The 15248-nt window shown below is 64.0% G+C and carries 15 protein-coding genes; 4 read left to right on the top strand and 11 right to left on the bottom strand.

All coding sequences use genetic code 11. The annotated features are described in order from the left end of the window. Nucleotides 1–14 precede the first annotated feature (14 nt). Complete coding sequence (locus BRA1253DRAFT_RS15220) at nucleotides 15–635, bottom strand: hypothetical protein (RefSeq protein WP_007595689.1); 621 nt, start codon at nucleotides 633–635, stop codon at nucleotides 15–17. Between the two features lie 304 nt (nucleotides 636–939). On the opposite strand from BRA1253DRAFT_RS15220, the gene BRA1253DRAFT_RS15215 reads away from it, so the two are divergent. Then, nucleotides 940–2490, top strand: coding sequence for an SUMF1/EgtB/PvdO family nonheme iron enzyme (locus BRA1253DRAFT_RS15215; protein ID WP_007595688.1), 1551 nt, complete (start codon nucleotides 940–942; stop codon nucleotides 2488–2490). 17 nt (nucleotides 2491–2507) lie between these two features. After that, nucleotides 2508–2951: a DUF4399 domain-containing protein gene (locus BRA1253DRAFT_RS15210; RefSeq protein ID WP_007595687.1), complete on the top strand. Its 444-nt coding sequence runs from the start codon at nucleotides 2508–2510 to the stop codon at nucleotides 2949–2951. Nucleotides 2952–2954: 3 nt separating this feature from the next. Here the strand turns inward: BRA1253DRAFT_RS15210 and BRA1253DRAFT_RS15205 are convergent, their stop codons facing one another. The 10 genes from BRA1253DRAFT_RS15205 to pqqA form a co-directional block, all read right to left on the bottom strand. Continuing rightward, the gene (locus tag BRA1253DRAFT_RS15205) at nucleotides 2955–4010 is read right to left on the bottom strand and encodes a 2-oxoacid:ferredoxin oxidoreductase subunit beta (RefSeq protein ID WP_007595686.1); all 1056 of its coding nucleotides are present in this window, start codon (nucleotides 4008–4010) and stop codon (nucleotides 2955–2957) included. Between the two features lie 172 nt (nucleotides 4011–4182). Beyond that, nucleotides 4183–6030 (bottom strand): 2-oxoacid:acceptor oxidoreductase subunit alpha, encoded by a 1848-nt coding sequence (locus tag BRA1253DRAFT_RS15200; RefSeq protein ID WP_007595684.1) that lies wholly within the window; start codon nucleotides 6028–6030, stop codon nucleotides 4183–4185. Beyond that, complete coding sequence (locus BRA1253DRAFT_RS15195) at nucleotides 6000–7799, bottom strand: FAD-dependent oxidoreductase (protein WP_007595682.1); 1800 nt, start codon at nucleotides 7797–7799, stop codon at nucleotides 6000–6002. The genes BRA1253DRAFT_RS15200 and BRA1253DRAFT_RS15195 overlap by 31 nt, the downstream gene beginning before the upstream one ends. Before the next feature lie 234 nt (nucleotides 7800–8033). Further along, entirely contained in the window at nucleotides 8034–8711 is a 678-nt protein-coding gene (locus tag BRA1253DRAFT_RS15190; protein ID WP_007595676.1) for a DUF4286 family protein, read from the bottom strand. 12 nt (nucleotides 8712–8723) lie between these two features. Then, nucleotides 8724–9710 carry a prolyl aminopeptidase gene (pip, locus tag BRA1253DRAFT_RS15185; protein ID WP_007595673.1) on the bottom strand — a complete coding sequence of 329 codons (987 nt, stop codon included), beginning with the start codon at nucleotides 9708–9710 and terminating at the stop codon, nucleotides 8724–8726. Continuing rightward, nucleotides 9700–10899: a pyrroloquinoline quinone biosynthesis protein PqqE gene (gene pqqE / locus BRA1253DRAFT_RS15180; RefSeq protein ID WP_007595671.1), complete on the bottom strand. Its 1200-nt coding sequence runs from the start codon at nucleotides 10897–10899 to the stop codon at nucleotides 9700–9702. The genes pip and pqqE overlap by 11 nt, the downstream gene beginning before the upstream one ends. Further along, on the bottom strand, nucleotides 10896–11207 hold the full coding sequence (gene pqqD, locus BRA1253DRAFT_RS15175; RefSeq protein ID WP_007595669.1) for a pyrroloquinoline quinone biosynthesis peptide chaperone PqqD: 312 nt from the start codon (nucleotides 11205–11207) through the stop codon (nucleotides 10896–10898). The genes pqqE and pqqD overlap by 4 nt, the downstream gene beginning before the upstream one ends. Nucleotides 11208–11213: 6 nt before the next feature. After that, nucleotides 11214–12005 carry a pyrroloquinoline-quinone synthase PqqC gene (gene pqqC / locus BRA1253DRAFT_RS15170; RefSeq protein WP_007595667.1) on the bottom strand — a complete coding sequence of 264 codons (792 nt, stop codon included), beginning with the start codon at nucleotides 12003–12005 and terminating at the stop codon, nucleotides 11214–11216. Beyond that, on the bottom strand, nucleotides 12002–12931 hold the full coding sequence (pqqB, locus tag BRA1253DRAFT_RS15165; protein WP_007595666.1) for a pyrroloquinoline quinone biosynthesis protein PqqB: 930 nt from the start codon (nucleotides 12929–12931) through the stop codon (nucleotides 12002–12004). The genes pqqC and pqqB overlap by 4 nt, the downstream gene beginning before the upstream one ends. Before the next feature lie 118 nt (nucleotides 12932–13049). Continuing rightward, nucleotides 13050–13130 carry a pyrroloquinoline quinone precursor peptide PqqA gene (gene pqqA, locus BRA1253DRAFT_RS15160; protein ID WP_007595659.1) on the bottom strand — a complete coding sequence of 27 codons (81 nt, stop codon included), beginning with the start codon at nucleotides 13128–13130 and terminating at the stop codon, nucleotides 13050–13052. A 249-nt stretch (nucleotides 13131–13379) separates the two neighbouring features. Between pqqA and BRA1253DRAFT_RS15155 the strand changes: the two genes are divergently transcribed. Continuing rightward, nucleotides 13380–13637 (top strand): hypothetical protein, encoded by a 258-nt coding sequence (locus BRA1253DRAFT_RS15155; RefSeq protein WP_007595657.1) that lies wholly within the window; start codon nucleotides 13380–13382, stop codon nucleotides 13635–13637. A gap of 208 nt (nucleotides 13638–13845) precedes the next feature. Continuing rightward, complete coding sequence (locus tag BRA1253DRAFT_RS15150; protein ID WP_007595655.1) at nucleotides 13846–15246, top strand: amidase family protein; 1401 nt, start codon at nucleotides 13846–13848, stop codon at nucleotides 15244–15246. Nucleotides 15247–15248: the final 2 nt, after the last annotated feature.

Genomic DNA, 15248 nt, shown 5'->3' with positions numbered 1-15248 from the left:
GCGCCGGAGACATATCATTTGTGGCGGAGCGCGGCGAGTTCCTTGCGGTCGGTCAGGAGCGAGGCGCATTCCTTATTGTCCGTTCGATCCAGGCGGAAAATCCCGTCGTCGGCGCCGGCGACCAGTGACAGTTCGGCATCCTCATCCGGCTTGTTGTTCTGCCAGACCCTGACCCGCGCGAGCCGCACGATCGCCGATTTGTCGTCCCTTGAGAGCGCGACGCCGATGCCGCCGCCCTCGCAGTCGACGCCGCAACCGAGGCGGATTTCGGTGCCGTCCTTGGTGAACACGGTGTGATGACAGAAGCCGCTGGAGTCGAAATCGCCGGAGCGGTGACGATATCTGAAACCAAGGCGGAAGGAGTTGTGGAGCTGCTTGTCTTCGGTGTCCATCTCCGACGAGATCAGCAGCTTCATCGCGGCGACCTTCTGCTTCGGATGACGCGCCAGGTGCTCGGCATCGTAGCGGCGCACGAAGCAGGCATAGGCCTTGTTGCCGGGTGCGCCGGCATACATGCGCGCGTTGAAGGTCTCGGCTTCGGCCTTGCTGGCCTCACGGATATCGTCGGCCTCCTCGGCGTGAGCGGCGCCGCCGAGCGCGGCAAGGAAGACGGCCGCAACGAGAAAAGACTTCATGATGGCCTCGCGTGCAGCAACTGAGCTGTACTTTAGACGCGAACCCGGTGCGACGCGTTCATGGTTCGCACATCAATGACACGAGCATCGCAGGGCGGAGCGAGGTGATTAGTTCCACGCGGGGCGTTAGTCATCGGTGGGGTCATAAAGGTTCATTCGATGTAACGCCTTCGCCTTTCGGAACTCGACTCCTGCGATCCCCACGGACATTGCCCGATTTCGTCGATGTGATAGCCTTCACAGACGATCGCCTTTGGCAGTCGTAGGTTGGGGTCTGCCTTTGTAAGTTTGTGGAGTCCCCGCAATGGGCGAAATTCGCAACTTCAGATCCGGGAATGACGAGCCGCCTTCGCACGGCCCTATGCCTCGTCGCCTCGCGGCCATCATTGTCGGTGACATCGCTTCCTACAGCCGCCTGATGCAGGCCGACGAGGAGGGCACGCACGTCCGCGTCAAGCGGATCGAGCGGGATCTCATCCAGCCCAGCATCGTCGAGCACAATGGAAGTCTGGTGAAGACGACGGGCGACGGCTTCATCGCGATTTTCGACAGTCCGGTCGAGGCCGTCCGATGCAGCATCGTCATCCAGCAGAATCTCATCGGCCGCAACGCCTCGCTTCCGAAGGACACCCGGATCGAGTACCGGATTGGCGTCAATCTCGGTGATGTCATCGTGGAGCCGGACGACGTCTACGGCGACGGCGTCAACATCGCCACGCGCATCGAGGGCATCGCCGAGCCAGGCCAGGTCTTTATCTCCGGCGCGATCTACGAGCAGATCAAGCACAAGGTCGTGTGCGGTTACGAGTCGCTCGGGGACCGCAAGGTCAAGAACATCACCGATCCCGTGCGCGTCTATAAAGTGCTGCCGGATGCAGACGCGGTCGGCAGGACGCGGGGGCGGCGCGAGAATACTCTGATCTTTCTCCTGGGTATCACGCTGTCGGTGATTGCCGCCGGTGTGCTGTGGTATCTGCTGGCTCAGACACCGGGCAGGGTGAGCGAGCAGGCCACCGGGCCCACCGCTTCTCCCACCGCTTCTCCCACCGCTTCGCCTGCCGCATCACCGAGCCCGCAGCCTCCGTCGCGCGAAGCAGCGCCGCAGACGCCGCAGCCTTCTCCCTCGTCGGCTTCGTCATCTCCGTCGCCCGCTCCGGCGCCAAGTCATTCGGCCATTCCCGCCCGCGAACCCGAGATGGTCGCCATTCGCGGCGGCAGCTTTGCGATGGGAAGCAATGACGATCTGACCGAGCGTCCCGTCCATCAGGTGACGGTCAAGCCGTTCTCGATCGGCAAATATCCGGTCACCGTGCAGGAATGGAATGAGTGCGCCGCTGTAAAGGCGTGCGGCTTCACGGCGATCGGCAAGGACGATGCGCCGGTCAGCAATGTGAGCTGGACCGACGCGCAGCAATATGCGGCTTATCTCGCTCAGGTGACGAAGAAGACTTATCGGCTTCCGAGCGAAGCCGAATGGGAATATGCCGCGCGGGGCGGAACGCAGACCAAATATTGGTGGGGCGACAAGCTGCAGCCGGGCATGGCCGGTTGCAAGGATTGCGGTGATCTCGCGGCCGAGCAACCGGCGAAGGTCGGCAGCTTCAGGCCTAATCCGTTCGGGCTCCACGACATGGGCGGCGGTATCGATCAATGGGTCGAGGACTGCTGGCATAAGACCTATCAGGGCGCGCCCGGTGACGGCTCGGCATGGAGCAGCGGGGACTGCAGCGCTCATGTCCTGCGCTCGGGCTCCTGGAAGAACGATTCGAGATATGTGCGGCCGTCCAACCGCGACGGCTACGACACCAACGTTCGTTATCCCACGCACGGATTCCGCGTGGCGCTCAGTCCCTAAGTGGTGGAGTTGGTTTGATGCAGATCCTTCGTTGCGTCGCGCTGGCGGCGGCGCTCGCATTGCTCCCGGGGGTGGCCTTTTCGCAGGGCAAGGCAGCGCCCAAGGACGCCAAGCTCTATTTCATCACCCCGCATGACGGGCAGAAGGTCCGCGGCGGATTCTGGGTCCGGTTCGGCTTGCGCAACATGGGAGTGACCCATGCCGGCGACGAGTATCAGAACGCCGGTCATCATCATTTGCTGATCGACGTCAACGACCCCATCGATCCCAAGGAGCCGATCCTGCAGGACAAGTCGCATCTGCATTTCGGGGCAGGGCAGACCGAAACGCTGCTCGAGCTTCCGCCCGGGACGCATACGCTCCAACTCGTGCTGGGCGATGCCAAGCACTATCCGTTCGAGCCGCCCATCGTGTCGGAGAAGATCACCATACGCGTCCGGCAGCCGGCTGCGGCGCGGTAGCGATCACCGCAGGCTGGCGTTGAACTTGTCCAGCATCGCCGAGCCCGGGCAGAGCGTGTCCGCTTCCAGCGTGTTGAGCGGCGTCTCGACCGTGTTGAGATGCTCGTGCAGATCTTCCGCGTCGGGATCGACGTAGAGCAGCCCCGTGACGATCTGTCCCTTTGCGGCGTGCTTTTGCAGGAAGGTCTGGGCGCCGAGCCGGTCATGCGGATCGTAGTCGGCATCGATCTTGCGCAGCGCGATCCTGCTGCCGTCATGCTGCTCGACCATTTGCACCGTGCCCGGTGCGTAATCCACCGCAATCGGATCGCGGCCGACCAGCACGTCGAGCCGGTTCACCGCGTCATTGTGCTCGCGAACATAGTCGAAGCTCTTGGTCGAGCCGGCGTGATTGTTGAAGGCGATGCAGGGGCTGATGACGTCGATGAACGACGCGCCCTTGTGGCGGATCGCGGCCGCGATCAGCGGCACGAGCTGGGTCTTGTCGCCGGAGAACGAGCGCGCGACGAAAGTCGCCCCCAACTGCAGCGCGATGGCGACGAGGTCGATGGCGTTGTCGGTGTTGGTGACGCCCTTCTTGGACTTCGAGCCGCGGTCGGCGGTCGCCGAGAACTGGCCCTTGGTCAGGCCGTAGACGCCGTTGTTCTCGACGATATAGGTCATGTTCACCCCGCGCCGGATCGAATGGGCGAACTGGCCGAAGCCGATCGAGGCGGAATCGCCGTCGCCGGAGACACCTAGATAGATCAGGTCGCGATTGGCGAGATTGGCGCCGGTCAGCACGCTGGGCATGCGGCCGTGCACGGAGTTGAAGCCGTGCGAATTGCCGAGGAAATAGTCCGGCGTCTTCGACGAGCAGCCGATGCCCGAGATCTTCGCAACCCGGTGCGGCTCGATCGAAAGCTCATAGCAGGCCTCGATGATCGAGGCCGTGATCGAATCGTGGCCGCAGCCGGCGCACAGCGTCGAGATCTTGCCTTCGTAGTCGCGATGGGTGTAGCCGAGCTCGTTCTTCTTCAGCCCGGGATGGTGGAATTTCGGCTTTGCGATGTAGGTCATGACCGTCTCTCTCTGCTCCCTCTCCCCGCTCTTCGCGGGGAGAGGGTCGGGGTGAGGGGCTCTTTCGACGAGCTCGACTCGTGGTGAGTCCCCCTCACCCGGATTGCTGCGCAATCCGACCTCTCCCCGCACGCGGGGAGAGGTGATTGCATCCGATGCCTGCGCCTTACCATCATGACACGGCCTTGCGGAGCGGGGTCACCTTGAGGTGATCCTGGTGGTCGCCAATGGCTTTTGCGATGAAGCGGGCGGTGATCGGCGAGCCGTCGTAGTGCACGATCGGCACCAGCCGCACCGGGTCGATGCCGTTTTCGTTGACGATGAGCTGGCGCAGCTGGCTGTCGCGGTTCTGCTCGACTACGTAGACGAAATCGTGCTCGGCGAGGAAGCTCGCCACGCTGGAGTGGAACGGGAAGGCGCGGATGCGCAGGCGATCGAGCTGATGGCCTCGTGCCTCCAACAATCCGATCGCCTCGTCCATCGCCGGCGTAGTCGAACCGAAATAGATCACGCCGTATTTGGTCGGCCGTTCCGCATTAGCCTGAAGCGGCCGCGGCACCAAATCCTGCGCGGTCTCGAACTTGCGCATCAGCCGCTGCATGTTGTCGGCGTAGACCGAGCCTTCTTCGGAGTAACGCGCATAGCGGTCGCGCGACGTGCCGCGGGTAAAATATGAGCCCTTGGTCGGATGCGTGCCGGGATAGGTTCGGTAGGGGATGCCGTCGCCGTCGACGTCGAGATAGCGGCCGAAGTCGCGGCCTTCCTCCAGCATCTCCGAAGTCATCACCTTGCCGCGGTCATATTGCTTGGCGTCGTCCCACTTCAAGGGACGGCAGAGCCGGTGGTTCATGCCGATGTCGAGGTCGAGCATCAGGAAGATGGTGGTCTGGAGCCGCTCGGCGAGATCGAAGGCCGCGGCCGCGAACTCGAACGCCTCGGCGGGATCCTCAGGGAACAGCAGCACATGCTTGGTGTCGCCATGCGAAGCATAGGCGCAGGCGATGATGTCGCATTGCTGGGTCCGGGTCGGCATGCCGGTCGAGGGACCGGCGCGCTGGATGTTCATGATCACGGCCGGGATTTCGGCGAAATATGACAGGCCGATGAACTCGGTCATCAGCGAGATGCCGGGGCCGGAGGTTGCGGTGAAGGCGCGCGCGCCGTTCCAGGAGGCGCCGATCACGATGCCGATCGAAGCGAGCTCGTCCTCGCCCTGCACGATGGCGTATTTCGCCTTGCCGGTTTCCGGATCGTGCCGGTACTTCTTGCAGTGGGCGGTGAAAGCCTCGGCAACGGACGAGGACGGCGTGATCGGATACCAGGCGCACACCGTGGCGCCGCCATAGACGGCGCCGAGCGCGGCGGCGCTGTTGCCCTCGATGAAGATGCGGTCGCCGACCTTATCGGACTTCTTCACCCGCAGCCCGGTCGGACATTTCAGGTTTTGCAGCGCCCAGTCGCGGCCGAGATGCAGCGCGTGGACGTTGGAGGACAAGAGCTTCTCCTTGCCCTTGTACTGCTCGCCGATCAGCTGCTCGATCAGCTTCGGGTCCATATCGAGCAGCGCCGAGAGCGCCCCGAGATAGATGATGTTCTTGAACAGCTGGCGCTGGCGCGGATCGGTGTAGGTCGAGTTGGTGATCGCGGTCAGGGGAACACCGATCACGGTGATGTCGTCGCGGAATTTCGTTGACGGCATCGGCTTGGTGGAATCGTAGAACAGATAGCCGCCGGGCTCGATGCCGGCGACGTCCTTGTCCCAGGTCTGCGGGTTCATCGCCACCATCATGTCGACGCCGCCGCGGGCGCCGAGATGGCCCTGTTCGGTCACCCGCACCTCGTACCAGGTCGGCAGGCCCTGGATGTTGGAGGGGAAGATGTTACGGGGGCTCACCGGAACGCCATGGCGCAGGATCGCGCGCGCAAACATCTCGTTGGCGCTGGCCGAGCCCGATCCGTTGACGTTGGCGAAGCGGACGACGAAGTCGTTTACGCTGCTGATCGGCTTTTTGTCGGACATGCTGAACCTGCGTGAGTCATCTCGATCAAATATTTCTGCATGTCCCAGGCGCCGGTGGGACAGCGCTCGGCACACAGCCCGCAATGCAGGCAGACATCCTCGTCCTTGATCATCACGCGCCCGGTCTTGAGGTCGCTCGAGACATAGAGATCCTGGTCCGGATGCAGCGAGGGCGCTTTCAGGCGCTGACGGAGATCGCCTTCCTCGCCATTGTCGGTGAAGGTGATGCAGTCCATCGGACAGATGTCGACGCAGGCGTCGCACTCGATGCAGAGCGAGGTCGAGAACACGGTCTGGACGTCGCAGTTCAGGCAGCGCTCGGCCTCGCCCAGCGCCAGCTTGACGTCGTAGCCGAGCTCGACCTCCGTGCGGATGTCCTTCAGCGCGATCACCTTGTCGCGATGCGGCACCTTGTAGCGCTTGTCGTTGGAGATGTCGTTGTCATAGCTCCATTCGTGGATGCCCATCTTCTGCGAGGAGATGTGCACCTCCGGCAATGGACGCTCGGTGACGTCCTCGCCCGAGAGCATCTTGTGGATCGACAGCGCGGCATCATGGCCCTGCGCCACCGCCCAGATGATATTCTTCGGCCCGAACGCGGCGTCGCCGCCGAAGAATACTTTCGGGTTGGTCGAGACGAAGGTTTGCGGATCGACCTTGGGCATGTGCCATTTGTCGAACTCGATCCCGCAGTCCTGCTCGATCCAGGGAAAGGCGTTCTCCTGGCCGACCGCGACCAGCACGTCGTCGCATTCGATGGTTTGGTCCGGCTCGCCCGAGGGCACGAGGTTGCGGCGGCCCTTGGCGTCGTATTCGGCCTTCACCTTCTGGAAGGTGATGCCGGTGAGCTTGCCGTTGTCGTGGACGAAGGCTGTGGGCACGAGGAAGTTGAGGATCGGGATGTCCTCGTGAAGCGCGTCTTCCTTCTCCCAGGGCGAGGCCTTCATTTCCTCGAAGCCGGAGCGCACGACCACTTTCACCTCTTCGCCGCCGAGGCGACGCGCGGTGCGGCAGCAATCCATCGCGGTGTTGCCGCCGCCGAGCACGATGACGCGCTTGCCGATCTTGTCGGTATGGCCGAACGAGACCGAGGACAGCCAGTCGATGCCGATATGGACGTTGGCGGCTGCTTCCTTGCGTCCGGGGATGTCGAGCTCGCGGCCGCGCGGTGCGCCGGAGCCGACGAAGATTGCGTCGTACTTCTCCGCGAGCAGCGCCTTCATGCTCTCGATGCGATGGCCGCCCTTGAAGTCGACGCCGAGACCCAGGATGTAGCCGGTCTCCTCGTCGATGACCGAATCCGGCAGGCGGAATTTCGGGATCTGCGAGCGCATCATGCCGCCGGCTCGTGGATCGCCGTCGAACACCGTGCAGTGATAGCCGAGCGGGGCGAGATCGCGGGCCACCGTCAGCGAAGCGGGACCGCCGCCGACGAAGGCAACGCGCTTGCCGTTCTTGGCCGACGGCCGCGGCAGGCGTTGCGTGATGTCGTCCTTGAAATCGGCGGCGACGCGCTTCAGGCGGCAGATCGCGACCGGGGTCTCCTCGACGCGTCCGCGGCGGCACGCCGGCTCGCATGGACGATCGCAGGTGCGTCCCAGAATTCCGGGAAACACGTTCGATTTCCAGTTGATCATATAGGCGTCGCTGTAGCGGCCTTGGGCGATCAGTCGGATGTATTCGGGAACGGGGGTGTGCGCAGGACAGGCCCATTGGCAATCGACCACTTTGTGAAAGTAGTCGGGGGCCGCAATGTCGGTCGGTTTCATTCCTACCCTGTCCGCGCAGGCTCAAAGACCCGGCGGCCTTTTCTTGAGCTTGGCGAACGCTAACGCGCGGCGATCTGGTTTCTGAATGACGTCATTGGGTTAGCTTATTAGAACCGGTCCGAAGTACAACGGCAAAATTCGCGCTTCCCCTCTTTCATGGGAGCTACGCGCGCACAGCATTAACGGCCGCGCGCGCTATGTGGCGGTGCAGCATGTTGCGATGCGTCCGATGGCCTAGTTGCGCGCGATGTCGCTCTTCGCGAGGTCCCACATCAGGCTGTAGGTGCCGACCGACACGGGAAGCGGGAATGGCGAGGCGGCAGGGCCGGTGAAGCGCGCCGCGATCACGGCCGAGACCGCACCGACATGCGTGCCGTCGATCAGCACGAACCAGTCGCGCGCGCCTTCGTTGCGCACCGCCGGAATGTCCGCAGTCGCGCCCGACAATTCCGGTTCGCTCTCGAGCAGGTGCATCGAGATGATGCCATCGTGCTTTTCCGGCGCCAGCCGTTCTTGCAGTGCGTCACGCCATGCGGCCGCATTGTCCGGCGTCGGCCGCAGCCGCACGAGGCCGAGCGCCGCGCCTCGGCCGGTGCCGTTGCTGATCGTGATGCGGGCGACCACGCGCAGCATGTCCTTGAAATGCGCCATGCTGCGCCGCGACCATTCGGTCTGATTGGCGAGCCGCGCCCGGTAGGCGGGACTATCGAGCACGTCGAGCGTCGCGGTTGAATACAGCGAGAGGTATTTGGGATTGGCGGCGTGCGCGAGATAGCGCCGCGCCTCGAGGAATCCCTCGATCGCGACGCGCTCTTCCAGATGCTCGCGATCGTACCAGCGATTGAAATCGGCTTCATCTGAAATGTCGATATTCATCGACGTGAGCAACATGCCCTTCCCGGCGAGTGGCATTTTCTTGTCCCGCTATCGCGAAATCTTCGAAGCGATATCCGCGATCGACTTCATGACCGCGTCCCGCACGCCGGTATCATAGAGCGAATGGCCGGCTTCTTCCACGATGCGAATCTCGGAACCCGGCCACACTTTCGCGAGCGCCTGCGATGTCTCGGGAGGGCACAACAGATCGTAGCGGCCCTGGACGATGATGCCGGGAATGCCGTCGAGCTTGCCGGCGTTCCGCAACAACTCGTTCTCCGTCATGAAGCTGTCCTGGACGAAATAATGCGCCTCCATGAAGGGCGTCGCCGGCAATGTGCGCCAGACGTTCAGCGACGCCAGGTCCAGCCGGGTCTTGGCCGCCTTGTGTTCCGACAAGGCGCGCTCGGTATCGTACCAGGCGCGCGATGCCGGGCCATGCACGGCCGGATCGGCATCGAGGATGCGGCGATAGTAGGCTTCCACCGGCCGCGCGCGCTCCTCGAGCGGCAGCACGCTCAGAAAATCCTCGTAGAGCGCGGGGTAGAATTGCGACAGGCGCGAGGTGAAGGCGATCTCGACTTCAGCACGCGTGCCGAGAAACGTCGCGCGGAGCGCAATCCCGGAAACGCGCGCGGGATGCGCCTGCGCATAAGCCAGCGCCAGCGTCGCGCCCCAGGAGCCGCCGACCACCATCCAGCGCGCGATGCCGAATTTTTCGCGGATCTTTTCCATGTCCGCGATCAGATGCTGCGTAGTGTTGTGCTCGCGCGATCCCTTCGGACGGCTGCGGCCGCAGCCGCGTTGGTCGAACAGCACGGCATGGAAACGGTCGGGATCGAACAGCCGGCGGTGGTCGGGCTGGCAGCCGCTGCCGGGGCCGCCATGCAGGTAGACCGCGGGGATTCCGTCGGCGCGGCCGACGCTCTCGACATAGAGCTCGTGGCCGTCGCCGACGTCGAGCGTTTCGGAGGTCAGCGGCGCAAAAGGATCGGCGCGCTTGACTGAGCTGGCCGCGTCGGCGTCAGGCATCATTCCCGGATTCCAGAGTGCCACCGGCGAAATTGCGATAGACGAAGCGGTTGGTTTCGCCCTCGGCCTCGCGCTCGGCCTGCTTGAAGATGGTCTCGTGCAGTGGCGACAGCGCACAGGCCGGATCGGTGTTGGCAGCGTCACCGGTCAGCGCAAAGGCCTGGCAGCGGCAGCCGCCGAAATCGATCTCGCGGAATTCGCAACTCTTGCACGGCTCCTTCATCCAGCCGGTGCCGCGATAGCGGTTGAAGGCGTCCGAGTTCTGCCAGATCCAGGCGATCGAATGGTTGGAGCGTACCGATTCGAAGTCGAGCCCGGTGATGCTCTCGGCGGCGTGGCAGGGCAGCACCTTGCCGGCCGGCGAAATGTTGAAGAACTGCCGGCCCCAGCCGCCCATGCACTTCTTCGGCCGCAGCGCGTAATAATCGGGCACGACATAGTCGATCGTGAGCCGGCCCTTCAGTCGCTCGCGCGCCTCCTCGACGATGCGGGTGCACTCGTCGAGCTGCGCCACCGTCGGCATCAGCGCGGCGCGGTTCTTCAGCGCCCAGCCGTAATATTGGACATTGGCGACCTCGAGCCGGTCGGCGTCGAGATCGACCGACATCTGGACGATATCAGGCAGTTGATGCAGGTTTTGCCGATGCATCACCGCATTCACAGTGAGCGGCAAATCAAGCTCGCGTGTCCATTTTGCCACTTCGAGCTTCTTGCGGTGTCCGTTTTTGTAGCCGCCGACGCGATCGGCCAAGCCTTCTTCAACGCCCTGGAAGCTGATCTGCACGTGGCAGAGCCCGGCATCGGCCAGCTCGCTCAGCCGCTCGCGCGTCAGCAGCACGGCCGAGGTGATGAGGTTGGTGTAGAGGCCGACGTCGCTGGCATGCTTGACCAGCTCGACGAGGTCCTTGCGCGCCGTCGGCTCGCCGCCGGAGAAATGCACCTGGAGCACGCCGATCTCGGCGAGCTCGCTCAGCACCTTCTTCCATTCCTCGGTGGTCAGCTCCTTGCCCGAGCGGTCGAGCTCGACCGGGTTGGAGCAATAGGGGCATTGCAGCGGGCAGCGGTGGGTGATCTCGAGCAGCACGGCGAGCGGAATGCCGAACGTCTCCGCCGTCGAGCGGCTCTTCTCCAGCACCGCGAGGCTGTCACTGGCGTCGGGCGGAATGGTGGGATTGCCGAGCACATCGCTCATGACGTCTTCTCCCGGGCCTCCGTGAGAAAGCCCTTGTCGGCGAGATCCTGCAGCATGACGATGACGTCGGCCAGGATCGCCTCTCGCGGCGCGGCGTATTTTGCCGCGAGCTGGTCGGACATGTCGCCGACATTGCGCTCGCCGTCGCAGAGCTGCAAGACCTCGACCGCGATCTCGTCCGGCGCCAGCACGCGTTCGGGCGCCAGGATCACCCAGACTTTTCGCGTCTCGTCATATTTCAGCTTGGCGTGCCGCGGCAGCACCGGCCGGCTGGTCTCGCTGACGCTGATGTTGCGCGGCCCGGCCATTGTTCCTCAGCTCGCTTTTTGGTGTTCTTGGGGCACGAATGCGCCCGGCGGAACGTGGCCCTCGACATAGGCGTGCTGGAGCGCGTCGAGCTGCACCCACAGCACGCTGGTCTTGAAGATCAGTGCGTTGCAGACCGACGCGCGTTGCTCGGGCGTGGTGGCATGCGCCTTGACATAGTCGAGCGCAAAGCCGGCATCGCGCGGCGCCTGTGCCAGCCGGCGTTTGAAGTAGCTCATGGTGTCAGGATTGACGAAGTCGTAGTGCTCCAGCATCCCGGCAATGCGCTCTTCGTGCAGGTTCGGCGCGAACAATTCGGTGAGCGAGGAGGCGATTGCCTCCAGCGGCGACTTCTCGCGGCAATAGTGGACATAGGCTTCGACCGCGAAGCGCGTCGCGGGCAGGATGCCCTCGGTCGATTCCACATAAGCCGTGTCCAGCCCGAGGCCGTCGGTCAGCTTCAGCCAGCGCTCGATGCCGCCTTCGGAGCCGATATCGCCGTCATGGTCCTCGATGCGGTGGCGCCATTCCACGCGCGTGGCGCGGTCGCGGAAGCGCGAGATCACCACCGCGTCCTTGATCGGGATGGTGCTCTGGTAATAGTAGCGGTTCAGCGCCCAGGCCTGGACCTGACCCTTGTTCAGCTTGCCGCCGTGCAGGAGCTTATGAAACGGATGCAGGCTGTGATAGCGCGTCGCCCCGATATGGCGCAGCGCCGCCTCCAGCTCCTCGGCGCTAGTGAGCCTGATGTCCTTGCCGACCGAGAGCGCGGTCATTCCAGTCAGTGACGCGGCATTCACAGCACGATCTCCGTTCCGTCGGCGGGTATCTGCCAGCCCGCCGCTTCAGCGGCCTTGCGCTCGGGGGAAGCGGGCAGCAGCGCCGGGTTCGAGTTATTGATATGCAGAAATATCTTCCTGTCGAGTGTGAGGTCGGCGAGCCGCGCGATGGCGCCGTGGTCGCCGGACATCGCGACATGGCCCATGCTCTTGCCGGTCTTGTGGCTAAGCCCAGCCTTGATCATCTCGTCGTCCTGCCACACCGTGCCGTCGAAGAACACCAGCGCAGCGCCGTCGATCTCGGCCTTGAGCGCGTCGGTGATTTCGGCGCAGGCGGCGATGAAGTAGAAGCATTTGCCGGTCGCTTTGTCGGTGATCTTCAGCCCCAGCGTATCGCCCTCGCCGGTGTCGCCGCCCGGATGCGCCCTGCCTTCCAGGTACCAGGCCGATTTGCCCGAGACCGCAAAGGGCAGCACCTCAAGTCCCGAGCGCGCCCCGTCCGGCAGCCGCGGCTCGAACGGCTCGTTGATGTCGACCGGCAGGCGCTGCACGTTCTTCTCGTTCAGCACGTTGAAGATGCTGTTGGCCTTCAGGATCGCCAGCACCTTCTCATGCGCATAGACCGCGAAGGGCGAGCCCTCGCGCATCGACAGCAGGCCTGCCACCGCGTCCACTTCGCTGTTGGTCAGGATCACGCCTGCGATCGGCGTATGGCGCAGCGCGCCTGCCTTCGGATGCAGCTGTGGCGTCGCATTCAATTGCTGGCGGAGGTCGGGGGAGGCGTTGATCAAGAACCAGTGCTCGCCGTCGCCAGTGAAGGCGACCGAGGCTTGGGTCCGTTGCAGCTCTTGGCCGTTATCACGGGCCGTCCGGCAGCCCTCGCAGCCGCAATTCCATTGCGGCACTCCGCCGCCGGCTGCGGCGCCCAGGACGACGACGCGAAGCATGATCCGTCTCCTGGAGGCAATGTCGCGAGGTGGACCTCACGCCAACACAAATCCTGTCTTCCGGACATGCATCGTGACCGAAAGATCCACCTGCGCAGAACGCGAACTCACCAACCGCTTACTTGCGGGTAGCGCTCACATACATGTTGATTTCCATGCCACAGGGCACTTCGACGATCTTCGGGGCTTTCCAGGCCATTTCGGCTCTCCATTTTCGAGATTTCGGACGTATCCGCCCGGGGCTAAGTTACTGCGAGCACAAAAGTTCGCCAGTGAAATTTTCCCGAGGACGGGCATATTGCGCCGCGAAAAAAGCGTGGGGAACAGTACTTTCTGGTGATGCGGCCCTGCGCTCGGCGCATTCGGTCGCGAACCCTGTCCTGATAAAGCAGTTGTGAGTGCAGTGCAGCTTTCAATCCGGTACAGGCGACCCAACTGGAACTTCGTGATGCCCAGATATTTCTTCAACACCCGTATCGGCAACGAACTGATCGTGGATCCTGAGGGAGAGGATCTGCGCAATCCCGACCGTGCCTGGGAGGTTGCCCGCCAGATGATTCTGGAGGTGCTGAGATCGGAAGGCACCCAGCCGGCCCTGCTTGAGGCCGTGATCGAAGTTACCGACCGCGAAGGCGAGATCGTGCTCGAATTCCCCTTCACCGAGGCATTGCTGGACATCCCGGACCAGTCTGCCACCCGGCATTAGAGGTCCGCCGCTCTTTCCCCGTCATTGCGAGGAGCCCTTGCGACGAAGCAATCCAGACTGCTTCCGCGGAGGCACTCTGGATTGCTTCGCTTCGCTCGCAATGACGGCGAATGAGGCGTCACCCGGCTCTCGCCCTTCGCCCCTGCGAAATCCGCATGGCTTTGCCGCGTTCCCGGGGCTAAAAGACGCCGGTTAAACGGAGCAAGCCATGCAAGATCTCTGGCGCCTGTCGGCCGCCGACCTCGCCACCCTCGTCAAAACCAAAAAGGTCTCCGCCAGGGAGGCCGCGCAGGCCGGCCTCGCCCGGCTCGACGCCGTCAATCCCCAGCTCAACGCCGTGATCGACCACCGGCCCGAGGACGTGCTCAAGCAGGCCGACGCCGTCGATGCCGCCATCGCCAGGGGCGAGGACCCAGGCCCGCTCGCCGGCGTGCCCGTCACCATCAAGGCCAATGTCGACCAGGAGGGCTTTGCCACCACCAACGGCCTCAAGCTCCAGCGCGACCTGATCGCGCGCGAGGACAATCCGGTGGTCGCCAATTTCCGCAAAGCCGGCGCCGTTCTGCTTGGGCGCACCAATTGCCCGGCCTTCTCCTATCGCTGGTTCACCACCAATCTGGTCCATGGCGACACCAAGAACCCCCGCGATGCCTCGCTCACGCCGGGCGGCTCGTCCGGCGGCGCCGGTTCGGCGGTCGCGGCCGGCATCGGCCATATCGCCCATGGCACCGACATTGCGGGCTCGATCCGCTATCCCGCCTATGCCTGCGGCGTGCATGGCCTGCGCCCGACGCTCGGCCGCATCCCCGCCTTCAATCCGGCCCTGCCGGAGCGTCCGATCGGGCCGCAGATCATGGCGGTGTCGGGGCCGCTGGCGCGCACCGTCAACGACATCAGGATTTCGCTCGCGGCCATGTCGGCCCGCGACATCCGCGATCCCTGGTTCGTGCCCGCGCCGCTGGAAGGCCCCGCGCGGCCGAAGCGCGCCGCGCTGTGTCTCAATCCGGACGGCCTTGCGACCACACCGGAGGTGAAGGCAGCCGTGACCGATGCCGGCAAGCGCCTGGAGCGTGCGGGCTGGACGGTCGATGTGATCGAGAACACGCCGCCGATGCGCGAAGCGGTCGAGTGGCAGATCAAGCTCTGGCTCGGCGACGGCTATGAGGCGCAGCTCGAGATGGCCGAGCGTGAGGGCGATCCCGGCGCGCTGGCGTGCCTGCGCGGCAACCGCGCCAGGGTCACGCCGATGGACCAGGCGAATTACGCCAAGGCATTGACCCGCCGCGCCACGCTGACCCGTGACTGGATGCTGTTCTTCGAGACCTATGCCGTGCTGCTGACACCGGTCTCCGGCGAGCTGCCGTTCCCGGATCATCTCGACCGCAAGGACGAGGAATCCTTTAAGCGGGTCTGGGAAGCGCAACTGCCGCAGATCGCCACTCCCTTCATGGGCCTGCCGGGCCTCGTGGTCTCCACCGGCCTCGTCGGCAAGGCGCCGGTCGGCGTGCACATCGTGTCCGGCCGCTATCGCGAGGATCTCTGTCTGCTCGCAGGCGAGGCGATCGAGGCGGGCGGCGTGCCGCCGTCGCCAATCGATCCCGTGGGTTAGCG

It is taken from the genome of Bradyrhizobium sp. WSM1253, assembly GCF_000244935.1.
GTDB classification, from domain to species: domain Bacteria; phylum Pseudomonadota; class Alphaproteobacteria; order Rhizobiales; family Xanthobacteraceae; genus Bradyrhizobium; species Bradyrhizobium canariense.
Note: the sequence above shows the minus strand (reverse complement) of the source record. Positions and strands in the feature narration are given on the sequence as shown.

What these genes read in the sequence shown, in the direction of transcription:
- BRA1253DRAFT_RS15220 (WP_007595689.1), bottom strand. Translation starts at nt 635, where the DNA reads ATGAAGTCTTTTCTCGTTGCGGCCGTCTTCCTTGCCGCGCTCGGCGGC.
- BRA1253DRAFT_RS15215 (WP_007595688.1), top strand. Translation starts at nt 940, where the DNA reads ATGGGCGAAATTCGCAACTTCAGATCCGGGAATGACGAGCCGCCTTCG.
- BRA1253DRAFT_RS15210 (WP_007595687.1), top strand. Translation starts at nt 2,508, where the DNA reads ATGCAGATCCTTCGTTGCGTCGCGCTGGCGGCGGCGCTCGCATTGCTC.
- BRA1253DRAFT_RS15205 (WP_007595686.1), bottom strand. Translation starts at nt 4,010, where the DNA reads ATGACCTACATCGCAAAGCCGAAATTCCACCATCCCGGGCTGAAGAAG.
- BRA1253DRAFT_RS15200 (WP_007595684.1), bottom strand. Translation starts at nt 6,030, where the DNA reads ATGTCCGACAAAAAGCCGATCAGCAGCGTAAACGACTTCGTCGTCCGC.
- BRA1253DRAFT_RS15195 (WP_007595682.1), bottom strand. Translation starts at nt 7,799, where the DNA reads ATGAAACCGACCGACATTGCGGCCCCCGACTACTTTCACAAAGTGGTC.
- BRA1253DRAFT_RS15190 (WP_007595676.1), bottom strand. Translation starts at nt 8,711, where the DNA reads ATGCCACTCGCCGGGAAGGGCATGTTGCTCACGTCGATGAATATCGAC.
- pip (WP_007595673.1), bottom strand. Translation starts at nt 9,710, where the DNA reads ATGATGCCTGACGCCGACGCGGCCAGCTCAGTCAAGCGCGCCGATCCT.
- pqqE (WP_007595671.1), bottom strand. Translation starts at nt 10,899, where the DNA reads ATGAGCGATGTGCTCGGCAATCCCACCATTCCGCCCGACGCCAGTGAC.
- pqqD (WP_007595669.1), bottom strand. Translation starts at nt 11,207, where the DNA reads ATGGCCGGGCCGCGCAACATCAGCGTCAGCGAGACCAGCCGGCCGGTG.
- pqqB (WP_007595666.1), bottom strand. Translation starts at nt 12,931, where the DNA reads ATGCTTCGCGTCGTCGTCCTGGGCGCCGCAGCCGGCGGCGGAGTGCCG.
- pqqA (WP_007595659.1), bottom strand. Translation starts at nt 13,130, where the DNA reads ATGGCCTGGAAAGCCCCGAAGATCGTCGAAGTGCCCTGTGGCATGGAA.
- BRA1253DRAFT_RS15155 (WP_007595657.1), top strand. Translation starts at nt 13,380, where the DNA reads ATGCCCAGATATTTCTTCAACACCCGTATCGGCAACGAACTGATCGTG.
- BRA1253DRAFT_RS15150 (WP_007595655.1), top strand. Translation starts at nt 13,846, where the DNA reads ATGCAAGATCTCTGGCGCCTGTCGGCCGCCGACCTCGCCACCCTCGTC.